Below are 18,449 nucleotides of genomic sequence, written 5' to 3'. Positions count from 1 at the left end.
CAAAGAACACCCGAAAAGAGAAGATCCCGGTGGCAACCGATTACGACGAAGTACGTTCCGACGTCAAGGAATCACAGGACCGTTCCCTGGAGGCGCTGCAGTCCGCCAACGCCCCGGATGCCCGCAGCGTCGTCCGGGAGCTGGACGAATCCGATGCGCTGGACGATGCGATGACTCCCGGCGGGGAGTTCGTTGCCGAGGAACTCATTGTCCAGGTGATTCCCCAGGCCGAGGACGAGTTCACCTGCTACTCCTGTTTCCTGGTCCGGCACCGGTCCCAGCTGGCGCGCGAAAAGGACGGCCACTCGTACTGCATCGAGTGCGAAGGATAGGAGTCCTAACCCGACACGATCGATGACCCGCCGGCAGAAGCCGGCGGTCACGGCGCCGGCCGGGGTGTCAGATCCCTGGCAGCAGGGCCCTGGATGACGGATCCGTCGGTGGCGAATCGGGAGCCGTGGCAGGGGCAGTCCCAGGTGGTGTCGGCGGCGTTGAAGGCCACGGTACAACCCAGATGGGTGCAGACGGCGGAGACGGCGCGGACCTGCCCGTCGGCGTCTTTGTAGACGGCTGTGCTTTCGCCGTTGACCTTGATGACTGCTCCCTCGCCGGGCGCCAAAGTCGCCTGGCTGGGGCGCCGGCCGAGCTTGCCGGTCAGGACGGCCGCCATGGTCTTGGCGTTTTCCTGCATGAACCGTCCCGTACTGGCTGCCGGGGTAATCCGGTTGCTGTTGAACACCGGCGCCCAGCCGTTCTCCCGGCCGCTGAGGATGTCCCTGAGAATGAGGGCGGCGGCGGTTCCGTTGGTCAGGCCCCATTTGCGCAGGCCGGCGATCACGTACACGTGTTTCGCGGTGGGGGACATGCGGCCGACGTAGGGGAGCCCGTCCAGCGGGATGCCGTCCTGCGTTGACCAGCGGTAGGCGATCTCGCCGACGCCGAGGCGGTCGTGGGCGAAGGCGGCAAGCCTGCGGTACCGCCCGGCCGTGTCCCCGGCCTCGGACACGCGATGGCCTTCGCCGCCGATGAACACGTAGCTCGATCCGTCGGCGCTGGCGGTCAGGATGGAGCGCAGGGGTTCCTCGGCGCTGATGAACGTGGCCTCCAGCGGTGCGGTGTCCATCCGTCCGGCGATGAGGTAGGAGCGGTGCGGGTGACTCCGAAGATAGAACAGCCCCTGGCCGCCGAACGGCACATTCGTGGCGACAATGATGTCGCGGGCGCGGATGGCGCTTCTTTCGGTGACCACCACGGCCGGCGAACCGTCGCGGACCTTCTGCACAGTCGTCCCCTCGAAGACAAAGCTGCCCCCACCGTTGACCGCCGCCGCGAGGCCCTGCAGGTATTTCACGGCATGAATTTGTCCCTGCCCGTCGAACCGGACCGCACCCTTGACGGGGAAAGGCAGCGGCACGTCAGTGGTGAATGCGGCGGGGAGGCCGAGCCGGGCGGCGAGGGCCGCTTCCTCACGGACCCGGGCAACGGCGTCGTCGGTTTCGGCGTAGGTGTAGTTGGCGACGCGGCGGAAGCCGCAGTCGATGCCCTCTTCGGCCACAACCGCAGCGATGTGTTCGATCGCGGCCTGGTTGGCCTCCCCATAGGTGCGGACGGTGTTGGTGCCGTGCCTGCGGGCGAGTTCGGTGTAGGCAAGTCGGTGCAGCGAGGTGACCTTGCCGGTTGTGTGGCCGGTGACGCCGGTTCCGACACGGGCGGTCTCGATGACGGCGACAGTGCGGCCGGTACGTTTGAGGGCCAAGGCGGCGGTCAGGCCCGCGATGCCAGCCCCGATGACCGCCACATCGACCTCGACGTCCCCGCCCGCGGCAGGGTAGCCGGTGGTGGCCGCGGTGGCGATCCAGAGGGAAACGGGTTTACCTTCGGGCCGTTCACTGTTCGACGCGTTCACTGGTCACCACCGGATAGGGATTCCTGTGGCATGAGTATAGGCCTGCGGCCAGCCCGGCAATAGGCCGGCTCAGCGGGCGCGCTCCGGCCCGGCGCTTCAAGCGGCCGACGGCGTCAGGGAAGGGGTTTCGCCGTGCTCTACAAGGTGCCCTGCTGGCGCCCCTAATCCGCCGCGAGGTCCCGCGGCACTTGGTCCACCATGAACTCCACGAACTCAGGGACCGCCGCGTGGGGCACCGGCTCCAGCCAGGCCAGGGACACAGTGACGGGCGGGGCATCGACAAGCGGCCGGTACACCACTCCCGGGTGCTGGTGGGTCTCGGCCGTCGAGATGCCGCTCACGCCAATGCCGCGTCCGGAGGATATGGCCAGCAGCCAGTCGTCGGTGTTGTCCGTGGCCACGGTCTGCTTCGGGCGTATCCCGGCCGGCCACAACTCCAGCCTGGTGAGGCCAGTGAGGATGTTGACGACGACGACCTCGGGGGAGAGATCAGCCAGGCGCACCTGGTCGCGGCCGGCCAGCACATGGTCGGCAGGCAGGACGGCGAAGCGCGGTTCCTCGGCCAGTTCGCGTTGCCGCATCCCGGCCGGGCCGCCGGTCACGGGAGGATCCCCGCGGATCAGGGCGACGTCGGCGCGCCCGGAGGAGAGACCGCCGAACCGGTCATCCACGCGGCGCAATTCCACCGGTGTGTCCGGGTGCAGTTCGCGCCAGCGGCGCAGCAGGGGACCGGTGCGGCGGCCGAGGGCGGCCCACGGATACCCCAGCAACAGCGGCCGGACAGGCGTCGCGGCGGGGTCCAGGGCGGCGTCGAGGGCGGCGACTGCAGCAGCGGCGCGCGGACGCAGCGCCTCCCCGGCTGCGGTGATGGCCACGTGGTGGGTCGAGCGGTCAAACAGTGTGGTGCCAAGGTGAGTCTCGAGTTGCCGCAACGTCCGGGACAGCGCCGGTTGGCTGACCCGTAACACGGCCGCGGCAGCACTGAACCCGCCTTCCTCGGCGATTGCCAGGAAGGCACGCAAATGCCGCGCATCAACGCTCATGCGTCTAGGTTATAACGGCAACTCAATTGGCATTTCCGACCGCCTGCTGACCTTCCTAAGGTTGGAGCCATGCACATGGTGACGAAATCCCGGGCCTCCTCCGCCGCACCCGCCCCCGGCTACTCCCGGGCAGCCGTGCTGGTGATGGCGGCGGTGCTGTGCCAGCAGCTCGGTGCGGCGGTGGCGGTCCTCGTGTTTCCCGCAGCCGGGCCGTTGGGCACCGTGACGCTGCGCCTGGCGTTCTCCGCCATTGTCCTTTTGGCCGTCGCCCGGCCGAGGCTGCACGGGCACGGTGCAGGGGCCTGGCGCGCCGCGATCGGTCTCGGAGTGACGATGGCAGCGATGAATTCATTGTTCTACGAGGCCATTGCCCGGCTGCCGCTGGGCACGGCAGTCACTATAGAAGTGCTGGGCCCCCTGGTCCTGTCCGTCGTGGCCAGCCGCCGCGTCAGTGCACTGTTGTGGGCCGGACTGGCCTTTGCGGGAGTAGCCCTCCTGGGACTGGGACAGGAGGGGCTGGCCGACCTCGACGTCACGGGTGTTTGCTTCGCCCTCGGTGCGGCGGCGTGCTGGGCCTTCTTCATCCTGTGCAACGCCCGCACCGGTGCGGCGTTCCCGCGGCTCGGCGGCCTGGCAATCGGGATGGCCATCGGAGCGGTCATCTCGCTCCCGGGCGCCATACTGACCTCCGGGTCCGCCCTGTTGGAGCCGGCCGTCCTGGGCCTTGGCCTCGGCGTCGCCCTGCTTTCGACCGCTGTCCCGTATTCCTTCGAGCTCATGGCCCTGCGCCGCATCCCGGCCGCAACGTTCTCCGTGCTGACCTGCGCGGCGCCAGCCGTGGCGGCGCTGGCCGGATTTGTTGTGCTGGGGCAGCACTTCGGCTTGATCGAGGCGGTGGCGGTTGCCCTCGTGGTGATTGCCAGCATGGGAGCCATCCGGACGGCGTCGCCGGTCAAGGCTCGCAAACTCATCGAAACACCTTCACCGCAGCCGTCCCGTACATGAGCCGAGCGGTTCCCCGGAGCAGGGAACGTCCGCTGACCGGCGCGGGGATTGATGTCAGGCGGCCGGGCTTCGCAACTGCGCCAGGGCCGTGGCCAGGGGCATGCGCAATGCGGGGCCATGGCCAGGAAGTATCACTGAAGCCGTGATGCCGTCCAGGCCGCGAGTTGCCGCCAACGCCGCGGCCTGGTCTGTGTGGTACATCCGGTGGAGCATCTGCGGTCCGGACCTACGGCTCAGCGGATGGCCGCTCACAAACGAGTCACCGACGGCGATCGCTCCTGCTTCGGGAAGAAGGATCGAGACGTTGCCGGGGGTGTGCCCCGGAAGCAGGATCGCCTCCGGGCTGCCGGGCAGGGTCTGGAGCCGCTCGGCGTCCCAGGCCTGGGCCTGTGTTGCCGGCGCGGCCGTCAGGGATCCTGCCTTGATGGCGTGGATCATCCAGCGGAAGACGCGGGGGCGCCACGCCCGGACGATCACCTGACCGAACGTGACTTGGTGCTTTTCCCTGCCCTGGACATGGGCCAGTTCTTCCGGGGCGCACAAGACCGGCGTTGCGTATGTTGCCGAGAAGTAGGCCGCAGAGCCGGTGTGGTCGACATGACCGTGGGTGATGAGCACGGCCCGGGCGTCGGCCGGATCCAGGCCCATCTGTCGGATGGACTCAAGGACCAGGGCGCGGTCGGCAGGGTAACCGCCGTCAATGAGCACGAAGCCGGTTTCGTCGCGGACCACGATCCAGTTGGAGGCGGGTCCTTCAACGAAAAACACGCCGGGTGCCTGTTCGGAAATATTGGACATGGGGTGCCGGTTATTGGCTCGGAGGTGCACCGGCCCATCCTAGCGGCCGGCCCGGTGCCCGCTCACACTCGTCAAGAGCGGCGGGCCTGCCGGCCACTGGCGGTTGGGCACCGGGGGGTCCAAGCTTTAACCATTCGGCGCGGGACCAGATGCGGGCGGCTCCGGCCGGGTGGCGGTGGCATGGCGGGCGTGAGGAGAGCGAGCATGGTAGACACGGCAGCACCGACTCTTCGGGCCGGGGCGCGGAAGGACCTGGTAACGCAACTGCTGGGCATCTGGCTCCTGTTGGCCGTCTTCCTGGACGGCTGGGCCCACCTGCACATCCCCGAACTCGAAACCTTCTTCACGCCTTGGCACGCGGCACTGTATTCGGGCCTCGTGGCCACTGGCGCGTGGATGGCCTACGTAATCTGGCGGAACCGCCAGCCGGGGCGGCCGCTGGCCCGGGCGATACCAGCCGGCTACCAGGGCACGGTCATCGGACTCGCCCTGTTCGCCGTCGCGGGCTTACTGGATCTGGCATGGCACGAGATCCTTGGCATCGAAGTCTCCCTCGACGCCCTGGTCAGCCCCACTCACTTGCTGCTCGGGTTCAGCCTCTTCCTCATCCTCGGCACCGGCATCCGCAGTGCACGGGCTGCCAGCGGCCCGGGGGCCTTCGAATGGACGCCTGCAGCCGTACTGTCTCTGGCCCTGTTGACCGGCCTGGGCGCCTTCTTCCTCATCTACTGCTCGGCCTTCGTCCGCATCCCGCCGGCCCTCCCGTATCTACCGACGCCGATCGGGAGCCCCGGGCACGCCCAGGCGGAGCAGCCGCCGGCGCTGGGGCTCGCCAGCTACCTGGTGACCACGGCGCTGATCATCGGCCCGTTCCTCTATACGCTGTCGGGAGCCCGACGGCCGCCTTACGGCATTGCCACGATCCTGGTCGCCGTGGTGGCGTGGCTGCCCCTGGGCATGTCGGGGCTGCGCCCTACAGCGGTGGCCGGAGCGGCGGGGGCCACGGCAGCCGCCGTCGTCGCGGACGTGCTGCTAGCCCGACGGGCGGGGCCGTGGCTGCGGCGTCGGCTGCCGGCAATCACCGCAATCCTGGCGGCATTCGTCTGGACGGGCCAGCTGATCGGCATCGCCCTGGCGTCAGGGATTGAATGGCCCGTGTCGATGTGGCTGGGAGCCGTGGTGCTGAGTGCGGGAGTGGCCGCGGCCCTGGCCTTCCTCAGCTCGTGGAACACCACTAGCGCCCCGGGGCCGGGAAGTCCCGGCATGTAATCTCCACTGTTCCCGACGCCGGGAGTGGGCTATTTTTGGGGATAAAGGGGAGTGCCCGGCGGCTGGTTCGTTGCCGACAGCGGCGTCCGGCCTCGCCATCAAGTAAGGAAGGCCGCCGTGGCCTACAACGTGGCCCAGAAGCTCATAGCATCGCATCTGGTCGCCGGAGAGATGATTCCCGGGCGTGAGATTGCTTTGCATATCGATCAGACCCTCACCCAGGATGCGACCGGGACACTCGTCATGCTTGAACTGGAGGCCCTCGGGCTCGACCGGGCACAGACTGAGGTGTCCGTGCAGTACGTGGACCACAACCTTTTGCAGGCCGACAGCCGGAACGCGGAGGACCATGATTTTCTCCGCTCAGCCTGCCGCCGGTTTGGTCTGTGGTTCTCCAAGGCCGGAAACGGCGTGTCCCATCCGACGCACATGCAGCGGTTTGGCATTCCGGGCAAGACCATGGTCGGCTCCGACAGCCATACCCCGGCCGCAGGTTCACTGGGGATGCTGGCAATCGGGGTGGGCGGCACGGAGGTTGCCCTGGCAATCGCGGGCGAGCCGCTCTATCTGAAGATGCCGGAGATCTGGGGCGTCAGGCTTACCGGCAAACTGCCGCCGTGGACCAGCGCCAAGGACGTCATTCTCGAAATGCTGCGCCGGCACGGCGTGAAGGGCGGCCGGGACCGGATCATCGAGTACTACGGCCCCGGCCTCGCCACCCTGAGCGCGATGGACCGGCACGTGATTGCCAACATGGGCGCCGAGCTCGGTGCTACGAGCACGGTGTTCCCGGCCGACGACCAGGTCCGGGCTTTCCTGCGCTCCGAACAGCGCGAAGGCGACTTCACCGAACTCCTTGCCGATTCCGATGCCGCGTACGAGGTAACCGACGAGATCGACCTCGCCACGATCGAGCCGCTCATCGCCCTCCCCAGCTCGCCGGGCAACGTCGTTCCGGTGCGGGAGGTGGCTGGCAGGACGGTGGCGCAGGTCGTCATAGGGTCCTCAGCGAACCCGGGCCTGCGCGACTTCGCCATTGTCGCCGCAATCACGAAGGGGCGGCAGTGCCACCCGGGCCTGTCGTTCGACGTCAATCCGAGTTCCCGACAAATCCTGCAGGACCTCACCCGGATGGGGGCCACGTTGGATCTGATCAGCGCCGGAGCCCGGCTGCACCAGACCGGATGCATGGGCTGCATCGGGATGGGCCAGGCCCCCGCCAACGGAAGCAACAGCCTGCGCACGATGCCCCGCAACTTTCCCGGTCGGTCGGGCACGAAGGAGGACTCGGTCTACCTGTGCTCACCGGAGACGGCTGCCGCGGCCGCACTCACCGGAATTATCACCGATCCGCGGGACCTGACAGGGCTCCTTGGCCTGGAATACCCCGCGATCGAACTTCCCGAAGCGTCCAGCGTGAACCTGGCCATGCTGGAGAAGCCCTTGGCGCCGGAGGAAGCCGCCAAGGTGGCACTGGTCAAAGGTGACAACATCTCCGCGCTGCCGGAATTCGGCCCCCTGTCCGACCGCATCGAGGCACCAGTGGCCCTGGTCGTGGGCAATGATGTCTCAACGGATGAGATCCTGCCGGCCGGTGCCCGCGTTCTGCCCTACCGCAGCAACATCCCCAAACTCGCCGAATTCACCTTCGACCAGGTGGACCCTGGCTACCCCGCCCGTGCCGCACGAACCCGCGACTCGACAGGCCACATCCTGGTCGGGGGCACCAACTACGGTCAGGGATCCTCACGGGAGCACGCGGCCATCACCCCGCGCTTCCTCGGGCTGCGCGCAGTGCTGGCCGTCTCGTTCGCGCGGATCCATTGGCAGAACCTGGCGAATTTCGGCGTCCTCGCCCTGGAGTTCACGAATCCCGCCGATCACGACCGGATCGAACAAGGCGATGTGCTCCTGATGACCGGACTTCACGAAGCCCTTACCTCAGGGCGGGAGATCCTGGCGCAGAACGAGACCCGCGACGAGGTCTACCCCGTGCGGCACAGCCTCTCCAGCCGCCAGGTGGACATGCTCCTGGCGGGCGGCCTCATCCCGTGGCTGCGCGAACGGAGAGCGCAGAGTACGCGATGAACGGATGGCCGCGGCCGGACGAGCCTTCCGGCGAAATTACCTTGGTACTCGATCAGCGCAGCACGCTCGGCCGGAAGGCTGACCTTCGCGATGGATTGTCCGCGATCGCCCGCCAGGGCAACCACCTTTGGGTCGCCAATGACGAGACGACCAGTGTGGAGCGGCTCACCCTGGAGAACGGCGACCACGCCGGCGCCCATCGCAGCTTCGACCTCACCGAACTCCTTGACCTGCCCGGAGACAAGGGCGAGCTGGACATCGAGGGCCTGGACGTTGAGGACAACACACTGTGGCTGCTCGGATCGCACAGCGCGGCCCGCAAGCAGGTCAAGGGCAAGTCGACGCCCGCAGAGGCACAGGATTCCCTGGCCACAGTAGAGGTCAGCCAGCGCCGGCGGGTATTGGCCCGGCTCTCGACCACCACCCTGGTTAACGCCGGGAAGACCCTCCCGGAGGTGGACGGCGGCGGGACCGCCGGGCAGCCGCGTGCCGGTGTCCTCGGTCTTGGCCGCAACGAGGACCTGGTGGACCTCCTCGCCGATGACCCTCACCTCGGGGGTTTCATACAGGCCTCGACAACTGGCTCGTACCCGATCCCGGGCAAGGAAAACGGTATTGACTGCGAAGGCCTCGCCGTTGCCGGCGACCGTGTGTTTGTCGGCCTGCGCGGGCCGGTGCTGCGTGGGTGGGCGCTGATCATCGAGCTCGACGTCGGTGGCGGGCCGGGCATTGAGCCGAAGCCGATCGGCCCCGGGAACCGTCGCTACCGCAAGCATTTTCTCCGCCTGGACGGCCTGGGCGTGCGGGACCTGTGCCGGCACGGGGACGATCTGCTGGTCCTGGCGGGGCCCACCATGGAGCTGGACGGGCGTGCGGCCGTGTTCCGCTGGCGGCACGCGCTGACGTCACAAGCCGAGGCCGTCCTCGAAAAGGACGACTTGCACTGCGAATTCGACGCCCCGTTCGGCAAAGGCGACGATCATGCCGAGGGGATCACCGTGCTCGACGACGGCCGGTCCGCCCTGGTCTTGTATGGGACTCCCGCCGGCAAGCGGAAGGACGGACGCCACGGGATCAAGGCCGATGTCTTCGAGCTGGGCAGGTAGACCGGTTTCCCATCGGACGCGTCTCCTACTAAGCCGTTTTCCAGTCCTGGCGGTTAGCTACAGGTCCCGGCTCACTTTTCCGAGCCAGGCCGTCAGGAGAGGAACGACGACGTCGCTGCGCATCGCGCCCAGGTGATCGAGCGCCGGGAGTACCTCCACGTCCCACCCGGCCGCGACGAGCTCGCGCTCGTGCGCAGCAAGCGGCCCGCCGATTCGCACCGTCGCGTCTCCCCAGCGGGGTCCGTAAACGATGTGATCGGCCGAGCCGGCGAAGGCCAGCCGGCGTAGACCCGGGGCCACGCCCACGGCTGAATCGTCGAAGTCCTGGAGCGCCTCGTACAGCGTGACGAACTGGCGGGTCTGAGCTTCGGTGGCCTGAATGGTGGCGGCATCCCAGTCGCCTGGCTCGACCGGGAGGTCAGCCGCCGCGGTCTGCGTAGAGGAGCTGGCAGCCGCCGCGTGGGCCGCCCGCGTCACCGCCAGCATGCTCTTGTACGGGCCCTCGAGCGGCGGGAATCCGCCCATGATGAGGGCCCAGAGCCGATTTGTCCGGATCGCCAACTGTAGACCGCACAGGGCCAGCCACGAGTACCCGTAGTACCCGAAGGTCTCGGCGTGCGCTGCATCGGCGATGGCCAGGAAATCGGCGGCGACGTTCTCCGGCGTGAGGGTGTCCGGCGCCGGGTGCGCCATCCGGTGCCCCTCATAGTCGGCGGCGACCACCCGATACGACTGCGAGAGGGCCGACACCAGGTTTGGCCCGAGGCCGGGGTCCGCGCCCCAGTCGCGCATTGTCTGGGCTTCCGACTCGGAGTGGGCCTTCAAATCCGCAGGGATGAGAAGCGCCCTGCCGCCACCGCTGACAAGGATGGGTATTGCCGTGCCGTCGTGCAAAACGGCCTCAGCCATGTCCGCCACCGGAATCCTCCCGCCCTTACACTTCAAACTGCTCCTGTTTGGTCCTGCTCCCTTGGTACTACTCCCTTTGTACCGCTTCGGTGACAAAAGGCTGCCACCGGGACGCTCGCGCCGGAATGCCCCCCGGCCGCACCGGCGCCGCGCCCCGACTTCGCTGGCGCGCACCGGCGTGGGGGACGAGAATGGGCTCGTGGTCCACCCTCGCCCTGGCGGGGACGGCGACGTGATGAACGCCGCCGCCCGAAAGATTCAGCGCATCTATCTGACGTTGACGCTGGGCAATACCCTTGCGGCCTCGTTCATTTGGGGCATCAATACGCTCTTCCTGCTCGATGCCGGACTCAGCAACCTCGAGGCGTTTGCTGCGAACGCCTTCTTCACCGCCGGCATGGTCCTGTTCGAAGTGCCCACCGGAGTGGTTGCCGACTCTTGGGGCCGCCGCGTCTCATTCCTGCTCGGCACTTTGACCCTGGCCGGAGCGACCTTCCTCTACTACCTGCTCTGGCAGTATTCAGCGCCGTTCTGGATGTGGGCGGTGGTGTCGATCCTGCTTGGCCTGGGCTTCACCTTCTTCTCCGGCGCTGTGGAGGCCTGGCTGATCGACGCGTTGCGGTTCTCCGGGTACGAAGGCGGCATGGAGACGGTCCTCGGACGCGGCCAAATGGTCTCCGGCGTCGCGATGCTGGCCGGCTCGGTGGCCGGCGGCGTGATCGCCCAGGCCACCACTCTGGGTGTGCCGTTCCTGCTGCGCGTAGGCGTGCTGTTGGCCATGTTCGGGGTGGCTTTCGGTCTCATGCGCGACGTCGGATTCACGCCCGAACGCTCGACGCATCCTCTGCAGGCGACCCGCGCAGTGCTCTCCGCCTCAATCGAGAACGGGCTGAAAAATCCACCCGTGCGTTACGTGATGCTCGCAGCACCGTTCAGCGCCGGCGTCGGGATCTATGTGTTTTACGCCCTCCAGCCGTACCTGCTGGAGCTGTTCGGGGACCCCCACGCGTATTCCGTCGCGGGCCTCGCAGCGGCGATAGTGGCCGGAGCGCAGGTGCTGGGGGGCTGGCTGGCGCCCCGCATCCGCAGCCTCGTGCGCAAGCGGACCACAGTGATGATCCTGGCAAGCATCGTGGGCACAGTGATCCTGGTGGTCCTCGGGTTCACCCACGTGTTCTGGGTGGCACTGGTGCTGCTGGCATCCTGGGCCTTGGTTGCTTCGGCGGCCATCCCGGTGCGGCAGGCGTATTTGAACGACATGATCGCCTCGAAGCAACGGGCCACGGTGCTCAGCTTCGATTCGCTCATGGGCTCCAGCGGTGGCGTGGTGGTGCAGCCGATCCTCGGCCGGGCGGCGGATGTCTACGGGTACCCTGCGTCGCTGGCGATTGGCGGCGTGATCGAGCTGATCGCGGTGCCGTTCCTGCTGGCCAGCCGCCGGCAAGGCCACCGGGCCGATCAGGCCAACGCCCCGACGAGCACGACGAACACCGGTTCCCAACCGGCGTAAGACGCCAACCGGGTAACACTTCTGCCACGTGCCTTACTTGGCGATGCCTTCCGGGCCTACAGTTGGGCGTGTAGAGCCGTCGACAGGAGCGCATCAGTGATTACCCTGCAGATCGAACACCAGGTCCGGGACTTCTCCATGTGGAGGCGGGCCTTTGACAGTGATCCACTGAACCGCGCCGCGTCGGGAGTCCGGTCCTACCGGATCTCGCGTCCGCTGGATCAGGAAGACTATGTGATGCTGGAAATGGACTTCGATACGCAGGCAGCGGCCGTGGACTTCCTGGGCCGCCTGCAGAACGATACGTGGAAAACGGGCGTGACGGCGCCGGCGCTGGTTGGTGAGCCATCGACAAGGATTATCGAAACGGTCTCCATCGAGAATGTGACAGCCCCAACCCCCTGACGCTTCCCCCCTCCCGCCTGCCTTCGGTTGCAGCCCTGCTTCGACAGGGCCATCACCTGCCGGACCCGGGCAGCGCCAGCGGCGCTCCAAAGTGCTGCTCGCGATCCCAAAGGTACTGCAGCAGGGCGGTTTCCGGATCCCAGGGATGCTCAGTGACGTGACCCCGCAGGCGGGCCCGGTGCTCCTCAAGTTCCGGCCCGGTGCTGTTGAGGAGGCCGCCGATGATCTCAAGGACCTGCAGCCGCAGGGATGTGCCCGCATATTCGTCCGACGCGGGGTCCGGCGCGATGCCTGGCGCGGTGCTGAGGGACGGCGGCTGCGGCGCCACACAGTGCCCGTCAGTGTGGGCGGATTGCTGGCCGAGGGCCCGGGAGGCGGCCGGCGTGACGGCCGCCTCCCGGGCTCCGGCTGCGCGATGGTTACTGGACACGGACGGCAAATCCGGTTGCGGTGCCGCCCAGAGGGGACTCAACGCTCACGCTCTGGCCCGCCTGGCCCACAACAGTCGATGTAACCCGGATGGCAAACGCCCCGGTGGCATCCACAACGGCCGTACCCAGGACGGTTCCCTCCAGCCCGCCAAGGTGCACTGTCACCGCCTGACCGGCCGGGACGGAGCTGGTCCCGTCCACCCGCCATTCGCGCTTGCTGGCCGTGTACCGGGCGGAGGTAACCGCCACGGTGTCCGCCCGCGGCGTGACCGTCACCTGGGCGTCGCTTGAGGACCCGTCGGCGCTTCCCACCGTCAGCTTGAACGTCAGGGCGCCTGAACCCGCAGGATACTTGTACAGCGGGAACGTGAACGCGGGGCGGGCGGAACTGGCGCCGGAGAGGGTGACTTTGGGATCGCCCGCGCCCACAATCTGCGTCCAGGAATAGGTGGCTGCACCCACCGAACCGCTCCCATCCAAGGTGACCTTGGCTCCGCGCTGCACGCCCAGCTGGTTTGGTCCGGCGTTGGCTGCCGCCGGGGCGGAGGCCAGGACCGTCACCGTGACAGTGGCCGTGCTCGGTCCGCCCGGTCCGTTGACCGTGAGGGAGAAGACGTAGTCGCCCGGAGCGGGTGCGGTGAAGCTTGGCCGGACCGCGTTGGGATCGCTCAGGACTACTCCGGCAGGGCCGCTCCACGAGTAGGTGGAGACCGGACCGCTGGAGGCGGACCCGTCCAGGTCCACTTTCTGGCCTTGGTGGACCGTTTGATCGCCTCCGGCCTGCGCCGCCACCGGAATCGGAGCGCGGGCGCTGCCAGTGACCTCAACCGGCAACACCACTTCGCCCTTGGCATCTGACCTCACGGTGACAGAAACAGGAGGAGCCGCGAGAGGGCCCGATGCCAGCGAACCCGCGGCGAGCTGGCCGAATCCGACGGCGGTCAGGATCCGCGCACCCACCGTGTCACTGGACACCGCCTCGATCGACAGGACACGGGTGTCGGTGTTGAAAGTGGCCTTGCCGCTGACCCTGTCAACGACGTCGATCTTCTTCGCCGACGCCGGTACGTCGCTGGAGTTCGTGACAGTGACCGTGGCCGGCGGCTGGGGTCCGTCAAAGGCGATCCTGGCGAAATATTTCCCGCCGGATCCCTCCAGCGCAGTGGGGCTGAAGAGTGCGCTGCCGGCGGAAGAGTCGGAGACCTGGATTGACTGCGGACCGGATTCGCTGGAGGCGAAGACGTCCACCGTCCCGGAGCTGAGCGATGACCGGGAATACGTTGCCCGCTCTGCGGCCACTCCGCTGTTGGTCGCGAGTTTCCCCTGCACCGTGAAGAGATCGGTCTCCACACAGTCCGCCACCGGTCCCGGAACCGAAGGGCATGCATCCGTGGTGCCCGGATTGATGCCTGGACCCTCGATGCGGAAGATGTTGGTCCCGTACGGGCTGCCGGTGATCTTGTGCGGCGTGGTGCCGTCGCCGACATAGGTGCCCTTGCCGCTGGCGTCTGGCTTCAGGGCGGGATCGGTGGGGTAGGTATCCCAGGTCAGGAACGGTCCGATCCGGCCACCCAGGGCGCCAGAGAAGTCGCCCTTCCCGCCGATGCCGATGTCCTCGGTGTCAAAGACGAGGCCCGGCTTCGAGGTCCGGAGGGTCTTGGTGCCCGCAGGCGTGGTGAACTTGTAGTCCACGCCGTCCCTGACATTGGTGATTTTCAGGCGAAGACGGGCAAAGGTGACCTGATCGCCGTCGGCAACCGGACCGCTGCCGAACGCCTGCTCCAAGGCAATCGCGGCAAGCGCCTTTCCACCGCCGGCGGTGTTCATCGTGGTGCTGGTCAGGGAGTAGAAGCCCTCATCCGGGTAGTTATCCGGGAACGAAACGGGCGCGGCTTCATCCGGCAGCGGCCCGCGGGCCGGACACATCGGATCGGCCTGCGCGACGCACTTCTCCAGCCTGAGGCCGGTATGGTCGCGGTACCAGACCGGGTAGCCGTCTGTCGGATCGACCGGGCCGACTTCCGCGAGTCCGGGACCGTTGACTCCCGGAGGGCCGACGGCGGCCGAGGCGAGGCCAGCCAGCGAGACGACCGCGAAAACTGTGAGCAGGAAACCAAGTATTCGTTTCATCACGATATCCATCCTGTGTTTTTTCGCCCCTCCACCCTGGCGGGAGGAACACGGTGTGCCCGGAGGCGCACTTGTGAGCGTCACGGTATGGACGGGGACTTGTAGCAAGCCTGTGATCGGGCTAACCGGCAACCGCGTGCCAGTGCGCGCGCCCGAGGAATTCCAAGGGTTTCCCTAGGGCGTTCCGGGAAGGCTGGCCCACATGTCACGGTCAGCTGCGCTTCAGCGCGCGAAAATCCTCGTTCCGGCGCTCCTGCTGGGCCTTGTGGCGGCCCTCATCGCCGGCGTCTTCATGAGTGCACCGCGAAACCCGCCCGCGCCGTTGGGCGCCTCAGCCGTCGTCACCGGGGGAGTGGCGCGCATTAACGGCGTCGTTCCGGTAGGGAACGACGCCGGAATGCCCGCCTCCGCCGCTGCCGCGCTCGCCGTGCCGCCCGCCGGCGGGCTTCACCGGGTGCGGCTGCTGGTGGAGCTGACGGCGCTGGAAAAGGGCGGCCTCGCCTATGATCCCGTTGACTACACCGTGTCAGGCCTCGGGACAGGGACGTGGAAGGCCCTGTGGTTTTCTCCCGGTCCCAGGGAGGTCCCGCAAGGGCAGAGCATCAACGCCACGCTCGTGTTTGAGCTGCCGGACCGGGCCGTCGATCTGGCGCTGGATTTGCCGGGCGGGCCGGGCCTGTCCCTGGGGGCCGCGCACCATAGGGGACGAGGCTGACTACCTGTCGCAGATCGGTGGCACGCCCCGAAAATCGAGTAGCGGATACTCGTGTTCGACTCTCTCTCCATGGAAAAAACTTGGGAGCACCACTTCCGTTCGAATTGCAGGTCTCAGATGCTCCCCACCCCGATGCATGAGAGCGCCGGCCCATCCGCAGCGGCGGGGGACTCGTTGCCCCGGCCTGTCCTCGAGGTCCACGTTCTCGGTCCGCTGCGGATCCGGCGTGGTGGAGACGTCATTGAAGCCGGTGAGCTTGGCGGTCCCAAACCGCGGCAAATCCTTGAGATTCTCTTGCTCAATCTCGGTACGGCCGTATCAAAGGACCGCCTCATCGACGTGCTCTGGGCCGGGCAGCCACCGGCAGAGGCGTTGCCGACGCTTGAAAGCTACGTCAGCGTCCTGCGCCGCCACCTGCAGCCCGGCCAGGGCAAATCCGGTCCGCTGCGGACCGTCTCGGGCGGCTACGTGATGGATCCTGCCCTGGTGGACCTGGATGTGCGCCGCTTTGATGCCTTGCTGCGCCGGGCGTCGAGGTGCGGGTCCGTAGAGGCCTTGGAGCTCTTGCAGGAAGCCTTGGGCCTGGCAGCCGCACCCTTGCTCGGGGACGAGCTGAAGGCACCCTGGGCCGAGGAAGAACGGGCCAACCACGAGCACCGGGTCGGCAGGGCCCGGGCGCAGGCCGCCGAGTTGGCGCTGACATTGCACCAGCCCGGGCGCGCGGTCCACTGGGCCAGGGAGGCCCTGGCCGGTGATCCGCTGAACGAGAGCGCGTGGCAGTCCCTCGTCCTGGCCCTGGAGGAATCCGGGCAGCCGCTGGAAGCGCTTCGGGCCTTCGAGCAGTGCAGGCGCACCCTGCACCGGGAAATGGGGTGTGCCCCGGGCGATACCCTTCGCGACGCCCACACCCGCCTCCTGCGGCAGACCGGCGGCGCCGCAACCCTGCCAAGTGCCGCCCCATTCCCCGCCGCCCCCGATCCCGCAGTTTCTGAGCTCCCGAACCCCGCCGCCGTCGTCCCGGACAGCGGCCCCGCAGGAGAAGCGGCAGAAGTGGCCACGCTGCGGGTCCTGACCATCGATGACCACAGGACATTCGCCGAACTGCTGACCGGGGCCCTGGACCGGGAGCCGGACCTTCGCAGTGTCGGCTCGGCGGCTTCCGTGGAGAGCGGCGTGCAGTTGTGCCGCGAACTGGAACCCGACGTCGTTGTCATGGACTACCACTTGCCGGACGGTGACGGGCTGTGCGCCGCGGCCAGAATCCTCGAACACAACCCGGACGCCCGGATCATCATGCTGACGGGCGACCCGTCCCAGGACGTCCTGCGGCAGGCGGCAGCCATTGGAATCTGCGGATTCCTCCCCAAAGACGGCTCGCTGGCCACGATGCTCGACACTCTCCGCCACGCCCGGGCCGGAAACATGGTGGTTCACCCCTCGCTGGTGGCGCGGATCGGCGCTCCGCCTTCGGCTGCCGCCGCGGTCCCCCCTGGGCCACCCCTAAGCCCCCGCGAGCTGGAGGTCTTGCGGTTGATGTCCGAGGGGCATGAGGTGCGGGTGGTCGCCACCAGCCTGGGCATCTCGATCCACACCTGCCGCGGCTACGTCAAAACGATATTTTCCAAACTGGGCTCGCACTCCCAAAGCGAAGCCATGGCCGAGGCGGAGGTCCGGGGCATCCTGCGCGAGAAGTCCGATGTCCAGGCCTTCTGAGGCTGGAGATGGCTGGCAACCGGAGGATTTTCCGGGCACGGCGGAACGGTTCCCGGTCCGGGCCGCCGTCGCGAAATTCCTCCTGATGGGATTCCTTGCCCTGCTGATTGTCGCGACCCCCGTCGCGTTCTGGATACGGGCCGAAGCAGAGCGGCACGCCCTGGACAATGCCCTCCTCGATACCCAACGCGTGGCGGACCTGACCATCAAACCGCTGGTGAACGAGGCGCTCCTCGCCGGGGACGCGGCAGCGCTGGACGCACTGGATAAGGCCCTGGAGCCGTGGCGCGAGGACGCCGCGGTGCTGCGCATCAAAGTGTGGGACGGCAGCGGTCGCGTGGTGTATTCGGACATTCGATCGCTGGTTGGCCAACACTTCGCTTTGCCGGGCTGGGGCCGAGATCTCCTGGCCGGCGGGCCGGGGACGGCCTCCCTGGAAAACCAGCAGGAACTGGAGAACGAGTACGAACTGGCCTCGGGGGAACTTGTGGAGGTCTACGTCAGCTCCTCGGCTACCGACGGTACGCCCTTGATCTTTGAGGCTTACTACGACGACGACCCTGTCCGGGCCGAACAGCAGGAAGTCCTGTACAGCATGATCCCGCCGCTCCTGCTCGCCCTGGCGGCACTGCAGCTCGCGCAGCTGCCCCCCGCCATCCGGCTGGCCCGCGGAATCCAGGACCACCAGGTGACCCGGAACCGGCTGCTGAAACGCGCTGTTGAAGCCTCCGACCTGGAGCGCCGCAGGATCGCCCGGGACCTGCACGACGAGGTGATCCAGGACCTCTCCGGGCTGGGCTACGCCCTTGAATCAGAAGAGCTCCACGGGCCTCCGGAGCAGCGGCCGGTGCTGGGCGGGGCACGGACCATACTGCAGCGCAGCGTCCGCGCCCTGCGGGCCATGACGCAGGAGCTGTATCCGCCCGATCTTGAACAACTGGGGCTCAGGACGTCCCTGGAACGTCTTGCAGAGCCGCACCAGGAACGCGGTATGACTGTGCTTCTGCGGATCCCGCATGATGTCCCGCTCGGCCGTGGTTCCTCTGCGCTGTTGTACCGCGTGGCCCGTGAAGCACTCTCAAACTGTGCCAAGCACTCGGGCGCAACCGCTGTGGTGCTCTCGCTGCGGACAGACCACCAGGGCTCGGAGATAAGCATCTCGGACAACGGCCGGGGCTTCGACACGTCCCGAGGGGCCGCCGAAGGGCATCTTGGCCTGCGGATACTCCAGGACACCATCCGCGAGGCGGGCGGCGCATTGGAAATTCTCAGCGTCCCGGGCGCGGGCACCACTGTGACAGCGCGGTTGCAATCGAATCTCGCCGCGGCCCGCTGAGCCGCAGCCGGGAATTCAGGCTTCTCCCAAGGTTCGGGAATTCGGCCGCAGGCTATCTCCAAGCCCGGTCCTGCAAGGTCTGGTA

The 18,449-nt window shown here is 67.5% G+C and carries 16 protein-coding genes; 10 read left to right on the top strand and 6 right to left on the bottom strand.

Annotated features, from left to right (window positions below; translation table 11 throughout):
• Positions 1–29: 29 nt before the first annotated feature.
• Positions 30–332 (top strand): DUF4193 domain-containing protein, encoded by a 303-nt coding sequence (locus AC1DDO_RS01020; RefSeq protein WP_441408435.1) that lies wholly within the window; start codon positions 30–32, stop codon positions 330–332.
• Between the two features lie 47 nt (positions 333–379).
• Here the strand turns inward: AC1DDO_RS01020 and AC1DDO_RS01015 are convergent, their stop codons facing one another.
• Together AC1DDO_RS01015 and AC1DDO_RS01010 are read right to left on the bottom strand one after the other, a co-directional pair.
• Positions 380–1,906: an FAD-dependent oxidoreductase gene (locus AC1DDO_RS01015; protein WP_476971248.1), complete on the bottom strand. Its 1,527-nt coding sequence runs from the start codon at positions 1,904–1,906 to the stop codon at positions 380–382.
• A 161-nt stretch (positions 1,907–2,067) separates the two neighbouring features.
• A complete protein-coding gene (locus AC1DDO_RS01010) occupies positions 2,068–2,949 on the bottom strand; it encodes a LysR family transcriptional regulator (RefSeq protein ID WP_476971247.1) in 882 nt (293 codons plus the stop codon).
• A gap of 69 nt (positions 2,950–3,018) precedes the next feature.
• Between AC1DDO_RS01010 and AC1DDO_RS01005 the strand changes: the two genes are divergently transcribed.
• The gene (locus tag AC1DDO_RS01005) at positions 3,019–3,954 is read left to right on the top strand and encodes an EamA family transporter (RefSeq protein WP_476971246.1); all 936 of its coding nucleotides are present in this window, start codon (positions 3,019–3,021) and stop codon (positions 3,952–3,954) included.
• 54 nt (positions 3,955–4,008) lie between these two features.
• Here the strand turns inward: AC1DDO_RS01005 and AC1DDO_RS01000 are convergent, their stop codons facing one another.
• Positions 4,009–4,752: an MBL fold metallo-hydrolase gene (locus tag AC1DDO_RS01000; protein WP_476971245.1), complete on the bottom strand. Its 744-nt coding sequence runs from the start codon at positions 4,750–4,752 to the stop codon at positions 4,009–4,011.
• Between the two features lie 204 nt (positions 4,753–4,956).
• Here AC1DDO_RS01000 and AC1DDO_RS00995 point away from each other — a divergent pair, with 204 nt between their 5' ends.
• The 3 genes from AC1DDO_RS00995 to AC1DDO_RS00985 all read left to right on the top strand — a co-directional run bounded on the left by AC1DDO_RS00995 (position 4,957) and on the right by AC1DDO_RS00985 (position 9,215).
• On the top strand, positions 4,957–6,021 hold the full coding sequence (locus AC1DDO_RS00995; RefSeq protein ID WP_476971244.1) for a hypothetical protein: 1,065 nt from the start codon (positions 4,957–4,959) through the stop codon (positions 6,019–6,021).
• A gap of 117 nt (positions 6,022–6,138) precedes the next feature.
• Entirely contained in the window at positions 6,139–8,109 is a 1,971-nt protein-coding gene (locus tag AC1DDO_RS00990; protein WP_476971243.1) for an aconitate hydratase, read from the top strand.
• Entirely contained in the window at positions 8,073–9,215 is a 1,143-nt protein-coding gene (locus AC1DDO_RS00985) for a DUF3616 domain-containing protein (protein WP_476971242.1), read from the top strand. The genes AC1DDO_RS00990 and AC1DDO_RS00985 overlap by 37 nt, the downstream gene beginning before the upstream one ends.
• A 57-nt stretch (positions 9,216–9,272) precedes the next feature.
• Here the strand turns inward: AC1DDO_RS00985 and AC1DDO_RS00980 are convergent, their stop codons facing one another.
• Complete coding sequence (locus AC1DDO_RS00980; RefSeq protein ID WP_476971241.1) at positions 9,273–10,124, bottom strand: alpha/beta fold hydrolase; 852 nt, start codon at positions 10,122–10,124, stop codon at positions 9,273–9,275.
• Positions 10,125–10,359: 235 nt separating this feature from the next.
• Here AC1DDO_RS00980 and AC1DDO_RS00975 point away from each other — a divergent pair, with 235 nt between their 5' ends.
• Together AC1DDO_RS00975 and AC1DDO_RS00970 are read left to right on the top strand one after the other, a co-directional pair.
• On the top strand, positions 10,360–11,634 hold the full coding sequence (locus AC1DDO_RS00975; protein ID WP_476866565.1) for an MFS transporter: 1,275 nt from the start codon (positions 10,360–10,362) through the stop codon (positions 11,632–11,634).
• A gap of 96 nt (positions 11,635–11,730) precedes the next feature.
• Positions 11,731–12,039: a hypothetical protein gene (locus tag AC1DDO_RS00970; RefSeq protein ID WP_441408444.1), complete on the top strand. Its 309-nt coding sequence runs from the start codon at positions 11,731–11,733 to the stop codon at positions 12,037–12,039.
• 52 nt (positions 12,040–12,091) lie between these two features.
• Here the strand turns inward: AC1DDO_RS00970 and AC1DDO_RS00965 are convergent, their stop codons facing one another.
• Positions 12,092–12,469, bottom strand: a complete 378-nt coding sequence (locus AC1DDO_RS00965) for a hypothetical protein (RefSeq protein ID WP_476866356.1) — start codon at positions 12,467–12,469, stop codon at positions 12,092–12,094.
• The gene (locus AC1DDO_RS00960) at positions 12,459–14,600 is read right to left on the bottom strand and encodes a PKD domain-containing protein (RefSeq protein ID WP_476866355.1); all 2,142 of its coding nucleotides are present in this window, start codon (positions 14,598–14,600) and stop codon (positions 12,459–12,461) included. The genes AC1DDO_RS00965 and AC1DDO_RS00960 overlap by 11 nt, the downstream gene beginning before the upstream one ends.
• Before the next feature lie 202 nt (positions 14,601–14,802).
• Between AC1DDO_RS00960 and AC1DDO_RS00955 the strand changes: the two genes are divergently transcribed.
• From AC1DDO_RS00955 to AC1DDO_RS00945, 3 genes are all read left to right on the top strand, one after another.
• Complete coding sequence (locus AC1DDO_RS00955; protein WP_476866354.1) at positions 14,803–15,315, top strand: hypothetical protein; 513 nt, start codon at positions 14,803–14,805, stop codon at positions 15,313–15,315.
• A 117-nt stretch (positions 15,316–15,432) separates the two neighbouring features.
• Positions 15,433–17,028 carry a response regulator gene (locus AC1DDO_RS00950; RefSeq protein WP_476866353.1) on the top strand — a complete coding sequence of 532 codons (1,596 nt, stop codon included), beginning with the start codon at positions 15,433–15,435 and terminating at the stop codon, positions 17,026–17,028.
• Complete coding sequence (locus AC1DDO_RS00945; protein ID WP_476866352.1) at positions 17,012–18,364, top strand: sensor histidine kinase; 1,353 nt, start codon at positions 17,012–17,014, stop codon at positions 18,362–18,364. The genes AC1DDO_RS00950 and AC1DDO_RS00945 overlap by 17 nt, the downstream gene beginning before the upstream one ends.
• Positions 18,365–18,449 lie beyond the last annotated feature (85 nt).

Source organism: Arthrobacter sp. 10N43 (genome assembly GCF_056394525.1).
Note: the sequence above shows the minus strand (reverse complement) of the source record. Positions and strands in the feature narration are given on the sequence as shown.